Annotated in this window: 16 protein-coding genes and 1 pseudogene; 12 read left to right on the forward strand and 5 right to left on the reverse strand. The window is 68.5% G+C overall.

Translation table 11 applies throughout. The features are described 5' to 3' along the window. Positions 1-4: 4 nt before the first annotated feature. Entirely contained in the window at positions 5-1,750 is a 1,746-nt protein-coding gene (locus ACIRFL_RS20435) for an endo-1,4-beta-xylanase (RefSeq protein WP_404030188.1), read from the reverse strand. A gap of 260 nt (positions 1,751-2,010) precedes the next feature. Here ACIRFL_RS20435 and ACIRFL_RS20440 point away from each other — a divergent pair, with 260 nt between their 5' ends. After that, entirely contained in the window at positions 2,011-2,679 is a 669-nt protein-coding gene (locus tag ACIRFL_RS20440; RefSeq protein ID WP_404030189.1) for a Type 1 glutamine amidotransferase-like domain-containing protein, read from the forward strand. Between the two features lie 32 nt (positions 2,680-2,711). On the opposite strand, the gene ACIRFL_RS20445 is transcribed toward ACIRFL_RS20440, so the two are convergent. Then, positions 2,712-3,209, reverse strand: coding sequence for an SMI1/KNR4 family protein (locus tag ACIRFL_RS20445; protein ID WP_404030190.1), 498 nt, complete (start codon positions 3,207-3,209; stop codon positions 2,712-2,714). 68 nt (positions 3,210-3,277) lie between these two features. Beyond that, entirely contained in the window at positions 3,278-3,886 is a 609-nt protein-coding gene (locus ACIRFL_RS20450) for a TetR/AcrR family transcriptional regulator (protein ID WP_404030192.1), read from the reverse strand. Between the two features lie 95 nt (positions 3,887-3,981). On the opposite strand from ACIRFL_RS20450, the gene ACIRFL_RS20455 reads away from it, so the two are divergent. Together ACIRFL_RS20455 and ACIRFL_RS20460 are read left to right on the forward strand one after the other, a co-directional pair. After that, a complete protein-coding gene (locus tag ACIRFL_RS20455; protein WP_404030194.1) occupies positions 3,982-4,731 on the forward strand; it encodes an SDR family NAD(P)-dependent oxidoreductase in 750 nt (249 codons plus the stop codon). Further along, a pseudogene (locus tag ACIRFL_RS20460) lies at positions 4,728-4,826 on the forward strand (VOC family protein); the annotation flags it as partial. The gene ACIRFL_RS20455 and the pseudogene ACIRFL_RS20460, both read left to right, overlap by 4 nt. 68 nt (positions 4,827-4,894) lie before the next feature. Here the strand turns inward: ACIRFL_RS20460 and ACIRFL_RS20465 are convergent. Both ACIRFL_RS20465 and ACIRFL_RS20470 read right to left on the reverse strand, forming a co-directional pair. Continuing rightward, positions 4,895-6,304 carry a nucleoside hydrolase-like domain-containing protein gene (locus tag ACIRFL_RS20465; RefSeq protein ID WP_404030195.1) on the reverse strand — a complete coding sequence of 470 codons (1,410 nt, stop codon included), beginning with the start codon at positions 6,302-6,304 and terminating at the stop codon, positions 4,895-4,897. A 264-nt stretch (positions 6,305-6,568) separates the two neighbouring features. Then, entirely contained in the window at positions 6,569-8,104 is a 1,536-nt protein-coding gene (locus tag ACIRFL_RS20470; RefSeq protein WP_404030197.1) for a nucleoside hydrolase-like domain-containing protein, read from the reverse strand. 310 nt (positions 8,105-8,414) lie between these two features. Between ACIRFL_RS20470 and ACIRFL_RS20475 the strand changes: the two genes are divergently transcribed. The 9 genes from ACIRFL_RS20475 to ACIRFL_RS20515 all read left to right on the forward strand — a co-directional run bounded on the left by ACIRFL_RS20475 (position 8,415) and on the right by ACIRFL_RS20515 (position 18,359). Continuing rightward, positions 8,415-9,440, forward strand: a complete 1,026-nt coding sequence (locus tag ACIRFL_RS20475; RefSeq protein ID WP_404030199.1) for a sugar phosphate isomerase/epimerase family protein — start codon at positions 8,415-8,417, stop codon at positions 9,438-9,440. Beyond that, positions 9,437-10,345: a transketolase gene (locus ACIRFL_RS20480; RefSeq protein WP_404030201.1), complete on the forward strand. Its 909-nt coding sequence runs from the start codon at positions 9,437-9,439 to the stop codon at positions 10,343-10,345. Before ACIRFL_RS20475 ends, ACIRFL_RS20480 begins: the two co-directional genes overlap by 4 nt. After that, entirely contained in the window at positions 10,342-11,295 is a 954-nt protein-coding gene (locus ACIRFL_RS20485; RefSeq protein WP_404030202.1) for a transketolase family protein, read from the forward strand. The genes ACIRFL_RS20480 and ACIRFL_RS20485 overlap by 4 nt, the downstream gene beginning before the upstream one ends. Beyond that, positions 11,295-12,764 (forward strand): glycerol kinase, encoded by a 1,470-nt coding sequence (locus ACIRFL_RS20490; RefSeq protein WP_404030203.1) that lies wholly within the window; start codon positions 11,295-11,297, stop codon positions 12,762-12,764. Before ACIRFL_RS20485 ends, ACIRFL_RS20490 begins: the two co-directional genes overlap by 1 nt. Next, positions 12,761-13,435: a DUF2291 family protein gene (locus ACIRFL_RS20495; RefSeq protein ID WP_404030205.1), complete on the forward strand. Its 675-nt coding sequence runs from the start codon at positions 12,761-12,763 to the stop codon at positions 13,433-13,435. Before ACIRFL_RS20490 ends, ACIRFL_RS20495 begins: the two co-directional genes overlap by 4 nt. After that, positions 13,432-14,991, forward strand: coding sequence for a sugar ABC transporter ATP-binding protein (locus tag ACIRFL_RS20500; RefSeq protein WP_404030206.1), 1,560 nt, complete (start codon positions 13,432-13,434; stop codon positions 14,989-14,991). The genes ACIRFL_RS20495 and ACIRFL_RS20500 overlap by 4 nt, the downstream gene beginning before the upstream one ends. Then, the gene (locus ACIRFL_RS20505) at positions 14,988-16,169 is read left to right on the forward strand and encodes an ABC transporter permease (protein ID WP_404030208.1); all 1,182 of its coding nucleotides are present in this window, start codon (positions 14,988-14,990) and stop codon (positions 16,167-16,169) included. The genes ACIRFL_RS20500 and ACIRFL_RS20505 overlap by 4 nt, the downstream gene beginning before the upstream one ends. A 91-nt stretch (positions 16,170-16,260) precedes the next feature. Next, positions 16,261-17,265: a D-ribose ABC transporter substrate-binding protein gene (locus ACIRFL_RS20510; RefSeq protein WP_404030210.1), complete on the forward strand. Its 1,005-nt coding sequence runs from the start codon at positions 16,261-16,263 to the stop codon at positions 17,263-17,265. A 125-nt stretch (positions 17,266-17,390) separates the two neighbouring features. Further along, entirely contained in the window at positions 17,391-18,359 is a 969-nt protein-coding gene (locus tag ACIRFL_RS20515) for a sugar-binding transcriptional regulator (RefSeq protein WP_404030212.1), read from the forward strand. The last annotated feature ends 9 nt before the right edge of the window (positions 18,360-18,368 follow it).

The following is an 18,368-nucleotide window of genomic DNA, read 5'->3' on the forward strand; positions in this document are numbered from 1 at the left end:
CAGGTCAGCCGACAGCGCCTTGCCCGTCAGGCGCTTGAGGCGGGCGGCGGCGAGTGCGGCCGAGGACGTCGCGCAGGGCCCAGTACGTGGATTTCGCCTCGTACGCCGCGTCCCAGGGAAGGGCGTCTCCCGGAGACGGGGGATAGTGCCGTATGTCGGCCGTGGAACCGTAGCCGTCGGTGAAGCCCCAGGTGGAGAAGGAGGTGCAGTTGGGTTCCTCCGCGCAGACGGCGAGTTTCCCCGCGAACTGGCGGGCCTGGACGTCCTCCTCGCCCTCGCCGACGAGGACGTCCATCTCCGAGACCCGGGCCTTCAGGCCGAGACCGGCCAGCGCCCGGACCTTGCGCCGGAAGACTTCGGGGTCGGTACGGTCCTCGGCGGCGTACTCGTGGTTCTGGAAACCGACGCCGTCGATCGGAACGCCGCGTTGCTTGAGCCGGACCAGCAGCGCGTACAGGGCGTCCCAGCGCGGCCCGTCCTCCTCCACCCCGTACTCGTTGAGGTAGAGCACCGCGTGCGGGTCGGCCTCCTTGGCCGTACGGAAGGCGATGTCCATGTACTGCTCGCCCATCGCCTCGAACCACAGGTGCGGCCGCACGCCGCGGTTGCCGTTGGTGTAGTCCTCGTCCTCGTCGGACATGGGCTCGTTCACCACGTCCCATTCCGCCACCTTCCCCCGGAAGTGGCCCGCGACCGCCCGGATGTGCTCCGTCATGACACGTCTGCGGTCCTCGTGCGTCATCTCTGCGCGCATCCACGAGGGCAGCGCCTCGAACCAGACGAGAGTGTGCGCGTGCACCCGCATCCCGTTGGCGTCGGCGAAGTCCACCAGGGTGTCGCCTTCCTCGAAGGCGAACACACCTCGCCGCGGCTGGACGAACTGCGCCTTGAAATCGTTCTCCGGCGTGAGCATGGAGAACTCCTCACCCGCCGTCCTGCGGTAGGCGCCGTCGGTCAGCAAAGGGCCCGCGGCCAGGGCGGTCCCCATGCGGATCGGACGCCGGAGGCCCGCCGCCAGGTCACGCAACGCATCGGTGGACCGGGGTACTTTCAGAGCGGGCGCGTCCCGAACGGACACCCGTCCCCGGCCCAGCGGCATCGCGCGCAGCTCGCCGAGCGTCCAGCCCCTGCCGCCGTCGCCCGCATCCGCGCCGAACCAGATACGGCGATGACGGAAGACGTCACGGGCCGGGACGGTCCCCACGACGTTCCCGTCGGCCTCCAGCACCAGCCTGTCCCCCCGTACGTCGACGGCGAGGCGGACGTCGTCCCCGAAACCTCTGCCGAAGGTACGGGTCACGGCGGGCCGGTCCGAGTCTCCGTCCCAGCGGTCGAACCGGAGCCGGCCGCCGACCACACCGATCCGCACACCGCGCCGCTCGTGACGCCACTCGTCGTAGACCACGGGAGTCTCGCCGTACAGATGCAGGTAGGCATCCGTGCCGTCGGTCCGTATCAGCCGCGCCTCGACCCGGACGCCGCCCTGGAACACAAGGTGCGGACCGCGCAGGTTCACCGGCGGATTCGGCTGCCCACCGCTGCCGTCCTGCCGGGTGATGCGCCGGTCGAGACGTGTGATGCGCACTCCTGACCGCGTCGGCTCCGCCCCGGCGAAGTGGGCCCAGTCCCGGCCGTCGAGCAGGTCCGCCACCGGTCCCGGTGCGGGCGCGGAGCCACCGGTGCAGGACATCGAGGCCCCGGCGAGCAGGACACAGGCGACAGCGCTGACAACACTCCTCCGTACCCGCATGACCAGCGGTACCCCCTCCGACGCTTCCTCCCCGACCGCACCGCCGCCCTGCCGGCCGCGCCGGCGGCGGCACGGACGGAGTGCGGCGCGGCGCACCACCGCGCCCGGTCGCCATCATCCCCCGGGCGACCGGGTGCGCGGCATGCGGGGCAGCCGTGGACCGGCGTGCGAGCGCCTGTTCCCGATGCGGCCCTGCCGTGGGGGTACTGGTGGGTCCCGGGTTCGTTGCGCGTGTCCGTCAGCTGTGTTTGGCTCGCCCGATGAACTTTCTGTTGACTGCGAGCGGTCTGCGCAACGAGACACTGCGGGCCGCGCTGCGGGACATGCTGGGGAAGCCGTTCGGATCGGCGAACGTCGTGTACGTTCCCACGGCGTCAGTCGCCGAGCCCGGGGACCACGGGTGGTTCGTGGCGGACATGAACCGGCTGCACGGCCTCGGCTGGCGTGAGTTCGACGTCCTGGAGCTGAACGGCCTGCCCCGGCAGATGGTGCTCGACCGGCTGCTCCACGCCGACGTCATCCATGTCGAGGGCGGCAGCCACTACCACCTCGCGCGCAGCATCACCGGCAACGGCCTGGCCGACGGCTTCCTGGAGGCGCTGGAGAGCCGGGTCTATGTGGGGGTCAGCGCCGGATCAATGATCTTCAGCCGTCATCTCACCGGACACTCCGCCGACGTCATCGGGGACACCGCGGACCTCCACGTGCTCGGCGCGACGACCGTGGAGCCGCCGTTCGGCCTCTTCGACTGGTATCTCAAGCCCCACCTGTACTCGCCGGATTTCCCCGAGCGGGACGACGCCTGGGCTGATCGCATCGCCGCGCGGGCGGACTTCCCGATCTACTTCATCGACGACGAGACGGCCGTTCGCGTCAGGGACGGCAAGGTGGATGTCATCTCCGAAGGCCGGTGGCGGTTCCATCCGTGACTCGACGCATGGGCGCGGCCTTCGGCGACACGTTACTCGGCGTCCTCGGGATGCACGACGCGGGCTTCGTCGGCCTCAAGTTCCTCGCAGGATTCGCGTTCCGCCTCGACGAGTTCAGCGAAGGACGCATACCGCTCGACCAGACCCGGGTACGAGCTGGTCCAGCGGTACGCGGCCCATTCGCCGTCCTGCGCGACGCCCCCGGAGTCGAGCAGCCAGTTCTGGGCATCGCCTTCGGCTGACACGAGCAGGAGGCGGCCCCAGAAGTCGCCGTTCCCCGGGTACTCGGTGTCCCTGATGATGTCCCACAGGGCGGGATCGTTTTCGTGGAGCCGGCCGACGGTGCCGGTCGTACCCATGTCGTACTCGAACGTACCGATGATCAGCCAGCCGTCCGATGCGCTCAGGAACGCGCGGTAGCTCGGCGGGAGCCGGGTGCCGAGCCGTTCTTCGAGAGCCGTGATCCGTTTCTCGTCCGCGACCTCCGCCTCCTCGTCCAGGAAGGACCGCCACTGCTCGACGGTCCGCAACCCCGCCGATCAGCCGACCGGTCCGCAGTGGCGGGGTGAGGACACAAGGACCGAGCGGGGCCGGGCCGTCAGGAGGGCGGCCAGCCCTGCAGGGCCATGTCGGCCACCTGCTGCAAGTCGTCACGTGTGGCGCCGCTGGCGGCCTGGACGGCGATGCCGTTGGCCACGGTCATGACGTAGCGGGCGAGCAGTCCGGGATCGGTGCCGGGAGGCAGGTCTCCTTCGTCGACGGCTTGCTGGAACCGGTCATGGAGAAGGGAAATGGCGTCGTTGCGCCAGACGATGAGGGCGTCGCGGGCGCTGCGTCCCTGGTCGCCGGCGGCGAGGGAGCCCTGGACGCCCAGACACCCGGTGGGGCAGCCGGGGTGCGTGGTGGCCCGGACGGAGCCGGCCAGGAACGCGGTGGCCACCTGCCGGGCGGTCGGTTCCTGGACGGCTCGGGCCCCGTACGAGGCGGGGCCCTCCGTGTAACGCTCCAGGGCCTTGCGGAACAGGTCCTCCTTGTTGCCGAAGGCCGCGTACATGCTGGTGCGGGTGATGCCCATGGCCCTGGTCAGGTCGGTGAGGCTGGCGCCTTCATAGCCCTGTTCCCAGAAGACCCGCATGGCACGTTCAAGGGCCTCGTCGGCGTCGAAGCCTCTGGGCCGGCCGATCGGTGCCTTCCGCGATGTCTCCATGCCGCCGATCATACCTCTTCCGCACCGGTCGGTGCAGATGTGCTACGGTCCTTTTCGGTACCGATCGGTACTGAAATGTGAGGAGGCCATTCATCATGGAACAGCTCGAAGGCAAGACCGCCGTCATCACCGGCGGCAGCACCGGGATCGGCCTGGCGACCGCCGTCCGGCTGGCAGCGGAGGGCGCGCACGTGTTCATCACCGGCCGGCGCAGGGCCGCGCTGGACGCGGCCGTGGAGCGCATCGGCCCGGCGAGGGCCACCGCTGTGGTGGGTGACATCTCCAACCTGACCGACCTGGATCGCCTCTACGACGCGGTCCGCGCCCGGGGCCAGGGCCTGGACGTGGTGTTCGCGAACGCGGCGAGCGCATCGTTCGCGACACTGGAGCAGGTCACCGAGCAGCACTTCGACCAGACCTTCGATGTCAACGTACGCGGCACGCTGTTCACCGTGCAGAAGGCGCTGCCACTGCTCAACGACGGCGCATCGGTGATCCTGAACTCCTCGGTCCGCGCCGGTGACGGTGTCGCGGCGTTCGGCACGTATGCGGCGTCCAAGGCGGCCATCCGGTCCTTCGCCCGGACCTGGGCCAACGAGCTCAAGGACCGGAACATCCGGGTCAACGCGATCTCCCCCGGCACCATCGACACTCCTGGGCTCGACGCTGTCGTGAGCACGGGGGACACGCCCGCCACCAAGTCACAGTTCGCCGCGGCCGTCCCGCTCGGCCGCATCGGGCACCCGGACGAGGTCGCCAACGTGGTGGCCTTCCTCGCCTCCGACCAGAGCAGCTTCATCCTCGGAGCCAACCTGTACGTCGACGGCGGCGAAACCCAGTTCTGACGGCCGAGATCGCCCGGTTCGAGGACAGCTATCTGCTCTGCTATGTCCGCGGCCCGGAGGGCATCGTCGTCGGACCGGCCGAGCAACTGCGCTGAGAAGGAGGACCCGAACCATGGGTGCGGGTCCCGGCCTCCTCAACAAGGAATCGGTACCTCGGGGGCGGTCACACGACGGTGATGACCACTCGCTGATAGGACGTCAGGCCGCCGTCATCGGTCACCGACAGGATGACGTGCAGGTTCTCACCGGCCCGAGCGTCCGCCGGAACGGTGACGTTCGCCGAGGAGAAGGCGCCGTGGCGCGCCTCGGTCATGCGCACGGGCGTCGAACCGTCATAGGTGTCGGCATCGGCGTACCGCCACCACTTGGCCGTGAGCTTGTTCTTGTCGGGGTCGCTGATCTTCGCGGTCAGCGAGATCTTCTGCCCCGGCTTCGCCGTACGGTCGAGCTTGCCCTGGACGTTGACGGTCGGCTCGTGGTTGGCGTTGCGGTACTTGTCCGTGACGGTCCACTTCAGGCGTGCGGCGAAGTCCTCCTGGGCCGCCCCGAACCATCGGGCGCTCGCGTAGTCGGCCGACGGCTTGCCGTTCGCTCCGATGTCCGTACCGGCCCGGCCGCCCCATCCGCCCCAACTCGGGTCGGTGTCTGCCCGGAGACCGTTCTGGATCAGATTCATGTAGATGGAGGTGTCTCCTTCGGAGATCCACGATCCCTTCGCCTGCGGGGGTGTCCAGACGATATAGCCCATGGCCTTCAACTGTTCGGTGGTGAGGCCGGAGAACCCGAAGTAGTCGAAGATGTCACCTGACACCATCTGACGTCCGTCGCCCCACACCCGGTAGAACTCCCCGAGCGGGCCGACGTCGGACACATGGGCCTTGGTCCATTCGGCGGACAGGTATTTCGCGTCGCCCGGCAGGACGGCAGAGCGCGCTCCGTAGCCCCAGATGCTGGTGGACATCTGGCGGAACCTCACGTCGGGCCAGTTGGGCTGAATGTACTTGGCGTACATGTCGTCCTGGTCACCGAACGACTGGATGATGGCCTTGTGGGACACCTTGCGGTACACGTCCGGCCATGCGGGCGTCCCGGCGTACTCGTCCTTGATGGACTTCAGCGCACGCGCGATCGTCGACTGCCCGGCGCCGGTCAGCAGATAGACGGGCTTGCTGGACTTGTCCAGGAGGAGGCGCCGGATGAGGTTCGACCCGTCGGAGTCCTTCGAGATGTCGCCGTCGAACTCGATGTTCCCGTTGAGGACCTTCGAGCGCAGGTCCTTCGGTGCGGGATACCCGTCGGCGTGCTTCTTCAGGTTGGGGTAGACCTTCGCGTAGATGTCGACGGCATCGTTGATGAACCGCTCCCCGGGCTTCCAGCGCCATGATTCACACGGGCAGAGGTTCAGTCCGAAGCGCGTGTACTCGCGTCCGGGCACCGACCACTTCGTCCCCTTGCCGTCGCCCGCCCAGTGGACTCCGCTGCTCGCGTATACCAGACCCTCCGTGTCGAACTCGTTGCTGTACAGCAGATACCGAATGACGGTGTTCTGGTCGTCGAGTTCTGGATCGTTCATCAGGACGATGCGGGGTTTTTCCTGCTTCCCCTCACCGGAACCGTCGCCTCGCGCCGCTGCGGGCGACGCGGTGCCGGCTCCGAAGAGTGTGGCCATCAAGACCACGACGCCGAGCGCGCTCGCAAGACGCAGGGGTCGGCGGTTGGACGAAGTGCGTCTGAACATCCTTGCTCCCTTCTGACGAATCTCCCACGACCGGGTTCGGCCGGGCCCACCGCAGCCGTGTGTGTCCGGTCTCTGCCGAGCCGGACGCACGGCCGGCGGCTACTTCTTGGAGACGGTGACGACCACGCGCTGGTAGTGCTTGAGCGCGGGAGTGCCGTTGTCCTTCGCCTCCAGGATGATGTGGAGGGTGGATCCGGGTGCGGCGTCGGCCGGCACGGTGAAGGACACGTTGCGCGTGTCCGCGCCGGTCAGGGCGACTTTCCCGGGGTAGGTGCCGGCGTCGGTGTACTGCCACCACTTGTACGACACACGGTCACCGTCGGGGTCCGTGGCGCTGCCCCTCAAGGTGATCGTGGCTCCGGGCCGTGCGGTGAGGTCGGTGCCGGGCCTCACCGAGGCCGTGGGGTTGTGGTTGGCGTCGCGGTAGGAACGCGTGCTTCCCCACGCGGCGCGGGCCGCGAAGTCGTTCTGGATGTCCTCGACCCAGCGGGTCTGGGGGTAGTTGCGGTCCGCCGCGTTCTGCGTGTACGGGTTGGCGTCGGAGGTGTCGATCCACCCTGAGGCGTTGGGTGTGAAGCGTCCGCCCCATCCTCCGTATGCCGGGTCCTCGGAGGATCGCAGCCCGTTGAAGTCCAGCAGATGCAGGAACGCGGGTGAGTCCCCTTCGGAGATGAAGTCGTGGACGTCGTAGCCCGCGTTCTGGTTCGCGGAGCTGGATTCCGGGCGCCAGCGGTTGTTCTCGTCGTCGCCGGGGGTCGGGTTGCCGTCCCGGTAGGTGCGGTACTGCTCCAGCAGGGGTCCGTGTCCGTTGAGGAAGTTGTCCTCCATGTACCGGGCGCGGAGTGTGTACTGGAAGGGTTCGGGGACGGTCCGCTTCCACAGGTAGGCGAAGCTCCAGAACTGGGACTGGTTGTCGATGACCTTGACGTCGGGCCAGTTGGGTTTGATGTAGTCCTTGAGGGGCGCGTCCTGTTCGAGGATGTTGTAGAGCACCAGCTTGTTGCTGACCTTGCGCTGGACGGCGGGCCACTTCTCGGTGCCCTGGTACTGCTCCTGGATCGACATGAGCGCGCGAGCCACGGTGTTGAGCCCGCCCCATGCCTGTATGTAGAGCGGTCCCGGCTTGTCGTCGAGGATCGTCTTCTTGATCAGTTCGGATCCGTCGGTGGGGTGGGACGTGTCGCTGACGTTCTCGACGTTGCCGATCCTGTACAGCGAGCGGAGACGGGCGGGGGTGGGGTAACCGTCCGCGTGCTTGCGCAGGTTGGGATAGATCTCGGCGTATCGGTCGAGGTAGTCGTCGACCCACTGGGTCCCGGTCCAGCGGTACGGCGCCACCGTGTCCCCGTTGCCCGCCCAGTGGAACCGCGAGCTGGTGAGGACGATGCCGGCGGTGTCGAACTCGTTGGCGTAGTAGAGGTACCGGATGAAGGAGTCCATGTCGTCGACTTCGCCGTCGGTCGTGAGGATGACCCGCGGCTTGTGGTGCTGCTGCGCGACGGGTGTGACATGGACGCCGGCGGACGTGGCGGGCGTTGCCTGGGCCACGGTCGGCAGGGCGGCCGCCGTGAGGGCGACCAGGATCGCCGTCGAGAGGTGACGCCGTAGGCGACGTATCGGGCCGTGGGTGTGCATATGCGCCTCCTCGTGAGGCCCCGGATTCGTGGGCACGCGATCAGCGGGCGGTGACGTCTGTGGCGGCGCCTTACCGTCGCTGCGTCTTCTCGGACGGCCCGCGATGTATGTCTATTCATGCTTGAGTCGACAGGCAAGGATTCTGTGAGTGAGTCACAGCCCTGTCAATGGATCGAACACGGGCAATCCGCGGCCGTCTTGGGTCGAGCACCCTCGGAGCGTTCGGGCCGGAAGGCGTCGCACGTATCTCTGCGGACCAGTAATGGAAACCTTCTTGACACGTAAGTGGGCCTCCCGTAGCTTGCTCGGCATGTCTGATCGGGACCGCATAAAAATGCACAAGGAGCCGACCTACGGTGCCGGCATCTGGCACTTCGCCACGTACGTCGACCGTTACGCAACCGACGGCTACGGCGACCCCAGCACCGTCCTCGACGCCATCAAGCTGGCCGGTGCCGTCGGCGACCTGTCCGTCGTCGACCTGAACTGGCCTTTCCCGCCCGGCGACATCAGCACCGCCGAGGTGAAGGACGCCCTTGCCGCCGAGGGGCTGCGCGCCATCGCCGTGACACCGGAGTTCTACACCGGCGCCTTCGCCAAGGGCGGGTTCACCAACCCCGACCCCGCGGTGCGCCGGCGGGCCATCGAGCTGGTCGCCGCGGCGGCCGAGGTCGGACGCGAACTCGGCGTCGACTACATCAAGCTGTGGCCCGGCCAGGACGGGTACGACTACCCGTTCCAGGCCGACTACAACGACCTGTGGGACAAGTCCGTCGGCGCGGTGCGCGAACTGGCGCAGACCTTCCCCGACTTGAAGTTCGCGATCGAATACAAGCCGCGTGAACCGCGCAACCGCATGGTGTTCTCCTCCGTGGCACGGACCCTGCTCGCGATCGAGGACATGGGCGTCGACAACGTCGGCGTTCTGCTCGACTTCGGCCATTCGCTCTACGGCGGGGAGACACCGGCCGAGGCGGCCCGGATGGCGATCGCCCGGAACAAGCTGTTCGCGATCGACGTCAACGACAACTTCCGCGGCTGGGACGACGACATGGTCGTCGGCTCGGTGCACCTGCTGGAGACGTTCGAGTTCTTCTTCGCCCTGCGCGATGCCGGCTGGGAGGGCGTCTGGCAGCTCGACCAGTTCCCCTTCCGGGAGGACTCGGTCGAAGCGGCACGCGCGGGCATCCGTACGATGCGTGCCTTCCACCACGCGCTGAACCACCTCGACCGGGAAGCCCTCGCGGCGGCCCAGTCCGCACAGGACGCCCTCGGCGCCCAGCGGATCGCCAAGCGGGCGCTGTACCGCGCCCTTGCGGAGAGCGAGACACTGTGACCACCGTCGAGACCGCGCCCGGCCCGCTCGAATCGGACGAGTCCGCCGCCCGCGTCTACGTCGAACTGAGCGCGCGGCTTCGTGCGGCGTCCCCGGCCGAGGCGGCCCCCGAGCTGGCCCGGATCTCCACCCGGATCCGCCGGGACATCCTGACCACCATTCAGGCCGCCGGCATGGGGCACGTCGGCGGGGACATGTCCGTGACCGACCTGATGGTCACCGCCATCTGGGGATCGCTGCGGCTGAACCCCTTCCAGCCGGACGACCCACATCGGGACCGGTTCGTGCTGAGCAAGGGCCACTGCGCCGCCGCCCTGTATTCCACGCTGGCGTCCTGCGGTTTCTTCCCGCAGCACCGGCTGACGGATTTCATGGGCCCCTTGTCGCCGCTGAACGGCCACCCGAACCGGGTGAAGGTGCCTGGGGTGGAGACCAACACCGGCCCGCTCGGACACGGTTTCCCGGTCGCCACCGGCTGCGCGCTCGGCGCGAAGCTGAGCGGGGAGTCCTGGCGGACCGTCGTCGTGCTCGGCGACGGCGAGATCCAGGAAGGCAGCAACTGGGAGGCGGCCATGACGGCCGCGCACTACCGCCTGGAGAACCTCACGGCCGTGGTGGACCGCAACCGGTTGCAGCAGGGGGCACGCACCGAGGAGACCAAGGGGCTCGAACCCCTGGACCAGAAGTGGGCCAGTTTCGGGTGGGAGGTCCGGGTGATCGACGGCCACGACCACCGGGCGATCAAGGAAGCGCTCGGGCCCTCGACCACGGGCCGCCCGGTCGCTGTGATCGCCAACACGGTCAAGGGTAAGGGGATTTCGTTCATGGAAGACCGGGTCGAGTGGCACCACAAGGTGCCCACCGACGAGCAGGTACGTCTCGCCCTTGAGGAGCTGAGCCGATGACCGCGCTCGGCGCGCCCGCCCTCACCTACGACTGCCGCGCCGACTTCGCGGACGAACTGATCGCGCTCGCCCGCGCCGACGAACGGATCGTCGCGGTGTGCAACGACTCGGTCGGCTCCAGCAACCTGGTCGCCTTCCGTGAGGAGTTCCCCGACCGTCTGATCAACGTCGGCATCGCCGAGCAGGATCTCGTCGGTGTCTCGGCCGGTCTGGCCAACGCCGGTTACATCCCCTTCGTGTCCGCCGCGGCACCGTTCCTCACCGGCCGCGCCCTGGAACAGATCAAGGCGGATGTCGCCTACAGCGATCGCCATGTGGTCCTGTGCGGCCAGAGCCCCGGCATGGCCTACGGCGAACTCGGGCCGACCCATCATTCGATCGAGGACCTGTCCTGGATGCGGGCCGTTCCCGGTCTGCAGATCGTGGTGCCGGCCGACCCCGCGCAGACCCGCAGCGCGGTGCGCTGGGCCGCCGCGTCCGGCCGCCCCTCCTACCTGCGCATCCCGCGCTTCAAGGTCCCCGCGGTCACACCGCCCGACGCCCCCTTCGAGCGGGGACGGGCCGTCAGGCTGGCGGAGGGCACCGATGTGACCCTGATAGCCGTCGGCACCATGGTCTCCCGCGCTCTGGAGGCATCCGGCCTCCTCAAGGAGCAGGGCATCTCGGCGCGCGTGGTGAACATGACCTTCGTCGAACCGCTCGACGTCCCCGAGGTCCTTGCCGCCGCGGAGGACACCGGCGCCATCGTCACCGCCGAAGAGGGCCTGGTCTCGGGCGGCATGGGAGCCGCGGTGGCGCGAGTGGTCGCGGAAACCCGGCCGGTCCCGATCCGGATGCTCGGTGTGCCGACGTTCGCTCCGACCGGCAGCACCTCCTTCCTGCTGGAGCACTTCGGTCTGAACGCCGCGGGCATCGCCGGCGCGGCGCGTGAGGCTCTGGGGCAGGGCTGATGGAAAGGCCCGTCCTCGCCGTTGACCAAGGCACCAGCTCGACCAAGGCACTGCTGGTCGACTCCACCGGCCGGATCGTCGCGCGCGGCGAAGCGCCGCTGTCCCAGAGCCATCCGGCGCCCGGTCTGGTGGAGCAGGACGCGCTTGCGCTGCTGGACAGTGTGCGCGCGGCGGTCGCCGCCTGCCTGGAAGGAACCGATCCCCGATCCGTCGCGGGCATCGGGCTGAGTACCCAGCGTGAGTCCGTGGTCCTGTGGGAGACGGCGACGGGCCGGCCCGTCGCTCCGTTGGTGAGCTGGCAGGACCGGCGGGGAACCGAGCGGGCCGCCCGGCTCGCGGGAACACCGTTCGCCGACCTGGTCCGCCGGCGCACCGGACTTCCACTGGACCCGATGTTCTCCGCGCTGCGCATGGCCGCCCTGCTCGACGAGCACGATCCGGCCCGGCAACGCGCGGGCCGCGGCGAACTGCGCCTGGGCACGGTGGACAGCTGGCTGGTCGGCGCCATGACCGGGGCCTTCGTCACGGAGATCGGCAACGCGTCACGCACCCAGCTGCTCGACCTCAACACCGGCGCGTTCGACGACGAGCTGCTGGAGGCGTTCGGGATACCCCGGCGGGCCCTGGCGGACGTGGTCGCCTCGACCGGCCCCTTCGGGCAGACCCAGGGTTTCGCCCACCTCCCCGACGGGATCCCCGTCGTCGCGGTGCTCGGGGACTCGCACGCCGCGCTGTTCGCCCACGCCGGCTGGCGGCCCGGGGTGACGAAGGCGACGTACGGAACCGGTTCCTCCGTGATGACCCTCGCCGCGTCACCCGGCGCCGCGGGAGCCATCTGCGACACCATCGCCTGGTCCACGGGCCGGACGTCCTACGCGCAGGAAGCCAACATCCGTTCCAGCGGCCGGACGTTGACCTGGCTGGCCGACCTTCTCCAGGCTCCGGTCGAGCAGATCGTCGAACTCGCGGCCGGCTCCAGCGCCGACGGCGTGACGCTCGTACCCGCCTTCGGCGGCGTCGGAGCCCCGTGGTGGGACCCCCGGGCCCAGCCCCTGCTCGCCGGCTTCAGTCTCGGCACCGGCCGCGGACAACTCGCCCGGGCCGCGCTGGAGTCGGTCGCCCACCAGGTCGACGACGTCCTGGGCGTCATGTCCGGGATAGAGCGGGTGATGGCCGACGGAGGGCTGACCCGCAGTACGGCACTCATGCAACTCCAGGCAGACCTCAGCGGTGTGGACGTGGCCAGGACCCGCCATCCGGACCTCTCGGCCGCGGGTGTCGCGGATCTCGCCGGGCTGGTCCTTGGCCTGTGGACCACCTCCGACCTGGAAGAGCGAGCCGACCGCGGCCTCGAAGTGTTCACTCCGGCATGGAGCGAGGACCGGCGAAAGGCCGCCGCCGCGCGCTGGCACGAGCGCCTACTGGCCGCCCGCGAACTGGGCGCACGCGGAAACGAGAGGACATCATGACAGCAGAGCCACCAGCCCGGCCCCCGGCGGGAAATGCCCGCAGGACCGGTCCGATCACCCTCGGCCGCGGCAGCCTGATCGCGCTCGTGGTCGTCGTCGCCGCGATGCTGGCCACCACGACCTACCGCTCGGACAGCCAGGCCGCGCCCGGCCAGGCCGCCCGGTTCGACGCCGCCCAGTACGGGGCCGACACCTACAAGTCGAAGGTCGTGCCGGCGATCCGGAAGAACGCCGTCGACATCGTCACCCTGCTCAAGGCGCTCACCGCGGACAGCGCCGCGGCCGGCAAGAAGTACGGCCACCGCGACGGTACCGGTCTCTACAGCTTCGCCGTCACCCTCACCGGGACCGCCGGCAAGGCCACCAGCGGCCTTCTGCCCATCACCGTACCGGGTACGGGCAAGGCCCGTGTGTCGGTCCAGATCGGCCCGGCCGTCAACGGCACCGCGCTGCGTGACGCGGCCGGTTTCATCAAGTTCGGCCAGTTCGTCAACCAGGTCGACTACGCCGACGCCGGCACCGCGCTGAACAACCAGATGAAGGCCACGGTCCTCGCCGACCTGGACGTCGCCGCGCTGCAGGGCAAGAAGGTCACCGTCGTCGGTGCGACGAGCCCGCTGAGCGCCGACCTGCTCACCATCACGCCGATCTCGATCGAGCCGGCGCCGTGACGGCCACGACCACGCGGCCGACCACCGCCGCACGCACCCCGATCCTGCAAGCCGTCGACGTCACCAAGGTCTACGGCGGAACCCAGGCACTCAAGGGCGTCTCCCTCGACATCGCGCCCGGACGTGTCATGGTGCTCTTCGGAGAGAACGGCGCGGGCAAGTCCACCCTGATGAAGATCCTCAGCGCCGTGGAGTCCCCCACCACCGGGCATGTCGAACTCGACGGCGAGACCGTGCAGTTCGGCAGCGCACGCGACGCGGCCGACCGGGGAATCTCCATCATTCACCAAGAACTGAGCCTGTGCCCCAACCTGAGCATCCAGGACAACCTGTTTCTGGGACGCGAGCAGACCAGGCGCGGCCTGCTCAGCCGCGCCGTGCAGCGCGAGCAGGCGAAGGCGGTGCTGCGCCGCCTGGACGAAAGCCTCGACCCCGACGGCCTGGTCAGTGATCTGCGCCTCGGGCAGCAGCAACTGGTGGAGATCGCCCGTGCCCTGCTCCAGCGGGCACGAGTACTGATCATGGACGAGCCGACGTCGGCGCTCAGCGCCCCCGAGGTGAACGTCCTGTTCCAGGTCATCCGTGAACTCACCGCCGAAGGCGTGGCGGTGATCTACATATCCCACCATCTCGAAGAAGCCCTGGACATCGCCGACGACGTGGCGGTGCTGCGGGACGGCTCGATGGTCGCGACCGCGGCGGCCGACGACGTCGATCTCGCCTGGGTCGTCCGGACGATGGTCGGACGTGAGCAGGACAGCCTCTTCCCCGACCGTGAGCCCACGCTCGGCCCGGTCGCGGTGGAGACCACAGACCTGTCCGTCGCCGATCCCGCCAACCCCGACCGGCTCGCCGTCGACGGCGTCTCCCTGCGGATACGCGCCGGCGAGACGGTCGGCATCTACGGGCTCATGGGCAGCGGACGGACCGAACTCCTGGAGTGCCTGGCCGGGCGGCTGCCCGTCGCCTCCGGGGAGGTACGCCTGCACGGCGAACCGCTGACCGGCCCCGTCCGCCGGCGCATCCAGGCCGGGGTCGCCCTGGTCCCGGAGGACCGCCAACGCGACGGTCTGGTGCAGACGATGAGCGTCGGCGAGAACCTGTCCCTGGCCGCGCTCACCAGTTTCGTCCGCCGGTTCATCGTCAGCCGGAGCCGGGAACGCTCCGCCGTGGAGTCGATGATCAGCGACGTCACCGTGAAGGCCGCAGGGCCGACCGCGCCCATCGGCTCGCTCAGCGGCGGCAACCAGCAGAAGGTCGTGATCGGCAAGGCTCTGATGACCGGCCCCCGGGTGCTGCTGCTCGACGAGCCCTCACGCGGTGTGGACGTCGCGGCCAAGGCGGATGTCTTCGACGTCATGGCCCAGCAGGCAGAACGCGGGCTGGCCGTGCTGTTCACGACGTCCGAGGCCGAAGAAGCGCTCCACATCCCCGACCGCCTGCTCGTCCTGGTCCGCGGACGCCTGGTCGCGGACCTACCGCCCAGCAAGATCACGCGAGACCGGCTGATGAGCCTGGCCGACGGAGCAGACACCACCGAAGAGGGCCTGCAATGACCGACACCCTGACCACTGAAAGCGCCTCTGCCCTGCGGCAACGCCAGCAGGCCGCGGCGGACGCCCGCCGGCTGAAGACCCTCAACTCGATCTTCGAACTCCGGGCGTTCATCGCACTCGGCGTCCTGATCGTCGTCTTCAGCCTCCTCTCCGACTCCTTCCTGACGGTCGACAACGTCATCACCATGACCAAGCACGTCGCGATCAACGCGGTGCTCGCGCTGGGCATGCTGCTGGTCATCCTCAAAGGCGGCATCGATCTGTCGGTCGGCTCCACGGTCGGCCTTTCCGGAGTGATCGCCGGTGAAGCGCTCAAAGGGCTGCACATCAGCATCCTGGACGTCGTCGCCTACCCGCCCGTATGGGCCGTGGTCGTCCTGTGCCTGATGACGGGCGCCGTCGTCGGCACCATCAACGGCATCCTCGTCACCCGCCTCAACGTCGCCCCCTTCATCGCCACACTGGGCATGCTCTACGTGGCGCGCGGCGCGGCCCTGCTGATCTCCGGTGGCACCACCTACCCCGATCTGGGCGGCCACCCCAGCACCCACAACACGGGATTCGGCTGGATAGGTTCCGGCCGCCCGCTGGGCCTGCCGGTGGCGATCTGGCTGATGATCGCGCTGGCCGTCGTCGTCACCGTGCTGCTGCGCTCCACCGCCTTCGGGCGCTGGCTGTACGCGACCGGCGGCAACGAGCGCGCCACCGAACTCACCGGTGTCCCCGTCAAGCGGGTCAAGATGGTCGTGTACGTCATCTCGGGTGCCTGCGCCGCCCTGTCCGGAGTCATCATCGCCTCCGAGCTGACCTCGGCGGCCCCGCAGGCCGGCGACAGCTACGAACTCAACGCCATCGCGGCGGTCGTCATCGGTGGCGCAGCCCTGTCCGGAGGGCGCGGCACGGTGCGCGGCACCATGGTCGGCGCCTTCGTGATCGGCTTCCTGGCCGACGGTCTCGTCATCCTCGGTGTCTCCACGTTCTGGCAGACGTTCATCAAGGGCGCCGTCATCATCGTCGCGGTCATCCTCGACCAGAGCCAGCAGCGGTTCCAGCGACGAGGTGCCGCCGCCTCGGCAGTCGCCGTCGCCACCGCGCAGCCCGACACATCGCCGGCAGAAACACGTGCCACCGGCGCGCCCCCCGGCGATTCCCGTACGTCCCCTGGCGATTCCCGCTGACGTACCTCACACCCCACCAGTTTCCCCCACGCCTCTTTCCTGCTGTCCTCTCCCACCGGCGTCAGCGTCGACGCATACCCAGGAGGCCACCATGTCCCACTCTCGACGTCACCTGCTCACCACGGCCACTGCCGCCGTCACCACCGGGCTGCTCCTCACTCTCAGCGCATGCGGTTCGTCGGACGACTCCGGCAACGACGCGCAGGGCACCAAGACCTCGAAGTCGTCGAGCAAGAGCAACCTGATAGCGATCATCATCCCGTCGCCTGACAACCCCTTCTTCAAGGCGGAAGGGGACGCGGCCAAGGCCAAGGCCGAGAGCATGGGCTACAAGACCTCCGTGGCCTCGCACGACGACGACCCGAACAAGCAGAGTGAGCTGATCGACGCCGCCATCTCCCGCCATGCCGCGGCGATCGTCCTCGACAACGCCGGAGCTGACGCGTCGATCGGCCCCGTGCAGAAGGCCGCGAACGCGGGTATCCCCGTCTTCCTCATCGACCGGGAGATCAACAAGACCGGCGTCGCCAAGGCCCAGATCGTGTCCAACAACTCCCAGGGCGCCCAGATCGCCGCCCAGGAGTTCGTCAAGGGCATGAAGGAGAAGGGCAACTACGTCGAGTTCACCGGCAGGGCCTCCGACACCAACGCCGGTGTCCGCTCCAAGGGCTACAACGACGTCATCTCCCAGTACCCGGGCCTGAAGAAGGTCGCGCAGCAGTCCGCCAACTGGGACCAGCAGGAGGCGTTCTCCAAGATGGAGACCATCCTCCAGCGCAACCCGGACATCCAGGGTGTCATCGCCGGCAACGACACCATGGCCCTCGGAGCGCTCGCCGCGCTGAAGGCCGCGAAGAAGACCGACGTGGTCGTGGTCGGCTTCGACGGGAGCCCCGACGCCATCGCGCAGATCAAGTCCGGCGCGATGCTGGCCACGGCGCTGCAGCCGGCGGCCCTTGGCGCTCAGCAGGCCGTGGAGCAGGCGGACAAGTTCATCAAGACCGGCAAGACCGGGCAGCCGGAGAAGCAGTCCATCGACTGTGAGCTGGTCACCAAGGCAAACGCTGACGAATTCGGCGTCTTCGCCAGAAAGTAGAAAGCCGCTCAATGGCACGGGGCGAAAACGGCGGAATCGGCTTCGCCCCGTGCCATTCAGCCCTAACATGTATGATCAGACACTTCGATCAACCCTTTGCACGCCAGAGGAGACAGGACTCACCGGTGGCGATCGCTTCCACGCCGAGCCAGGATCACCTGCGACTGCTGGTCAAAGTGGCTCGCATGTACCACGAGCGGGGGCTGCGGCAGCCCGAGATCGCCTCACATCTGCATATGTCCCAGCCGCGGGTCTCACGTCTCCTGAAAGAGGCCGCCGACCGGAACATAGTGCGCACGGTCGTCGTCTCTCCCGACGGTGTTCACGCCGAAATCGAAGAAGCACTGGTCGAACAGTACGAGCTGCGTGACGCCGTCGTCGTGGACACCGAAGGCACAGGACCGGACGTGATTCCCGCTCTTGCCGCGGCGACGGCCACCTATCTGGACGCCACCCTCAAAGGCGGTGACGTCATCGGTATCTCGTCGTGGAGCGCGACGTTGCTCGAGGCGGTCAACGTCATGCACGCCAAGAACCCGCCCGTGGCCGAGGACGTGGTTCAGATAGTCGGAGGGTCCGGGAGCCCCGAAGTCCAGCTGCACGCCACCCGGCTCACCAGCCGGCTTGCCGAACTCACCGGGGCCCGGCCCGTATTCGCTCCTTCGGCCGCCTTGGTGGGAAGCCGTGAATTGCGCGATCTGCTGTCGCAGGAACCGGCTGTGGTCGGCGTGATGAAAGCGTGGTCCCGTCTCACCCTTGCCCTGGTCGGCATCGGAACGCTGGAACCCTCTCCGCTGCTGCGGCGTTCCGGTAACGCGATTGCCGCGCAGGAACAACACCAACTCGAGGAACTGGGGGCGGTCGGCGACGTTTGTACGCGGTATTTCGACGCGGAGGGCCGTGCGGTGGACGCTCCTTTCAACGACCGGATCATCGGTATCGCTCCGGAACAACTGCGGACCGTGGACCGTCGCATCGGCGTCGCCGGCGGCATGTCGAAACTGGCCGCCATCCGAGGAGCCGTTCGCGGCGGCTGGATCAACATCCTCATCACCGACATCGAAGTGGCCCGAGCCCTTTTGAACCGCCGCTGACCGCAGGCA

The organism is Streptomyces sp. NPDC102462 (assembly GCF_044765425.1).
Classification (GTDB): Bacteria; Actinomycetota; Actinomycetes; order Streptomycetales; family Streptomycetaceae; genus Streptomyces.

Coding starts and splice junctions, on each gene's coding strand:
- ACIRFL_RS20435 (WP_404030188.1), bottom strand. CDS start 1,750: ATGCGGGTACGGAGGAGTGTTGTCAGCGCTGTCGCCTGTGTCCTGCTC.
- ACIRFL_RS20440 (WP_404030189.1), top strand. CDS start 2,011: ATGAACTTTCTGTTGACTGCGAGCGGTCTGCGCAACGAGACACTGCGG.
- ACIRFL_RS20495 (WP_404030205.1), top strand. CDS start 12,761: ATGACAGCAGAGCCACCAGCCCGGCCCCCGGCGGGAAATGCCCGCAGG.
- ACIRFL_RS20505 (WP_404030208.1), top strand. CDS start 14,988: ATGACCGACACCCTGACCACTGAAAGCGCCTCTGCCCTGCGGCAACGC.
- ACIRFL_RS20490 (WP_404030203.1), top strand. CDS start 11,295: ATGGAAAGGCCCGTCCTCGCCGTTGACCAAGGCACCAGCTCGACCAAG.
- ACIRFL_RS20475 (WP_404030199.1), top strand. CDS start 8,415: ATGTCTGATCGGGACCGCATAAAAATGCACAAGGAGCCGACCTACGGT.
- ACIRFL_RS20450 (WP_404030192.1), bottom strand. CDS start 3,886: ATGGAGACATCGCGGAAGGCACCGATCGGCCGGCCCAGAGGCTTCGAC.
- ACIRFL_RS20485 (WP_404030202.1), top strand. CDS start 10,342: ATGACCGCGCTCGGCGCGCCCGCCCTCACCTACGACTGCCGCGCCGAC.
- ACIRFL_RS20510 (WP_404030210.1), top strand. CDS start 16,261: ATGTCCCACTCTCGACGTCACCTGCTCACCACGGCCACTGCCGCCGTC.
- ACIRFL_RS20470 (WP_404030197.1), bottom strand. CDS start 8,104: ATGCACACCCACGGCCCGATACGTCGCCTACGGCGTCACCTCTCGACG.
- ACIRFL_RS20455 (WP_404030194.1), top strand. CDS start 3,982: ATGGAACAGCTCGAAGGCAAGACCGCCGTCATCACCGGCGGCAGCACC.
- ACIRFL_RS20465 (WP_404030195.1), bottom strand. CDS start 6,304: ATGAACGATCCAGAACTCGACGACCAGAACACCGTCATTCGGTATCTG.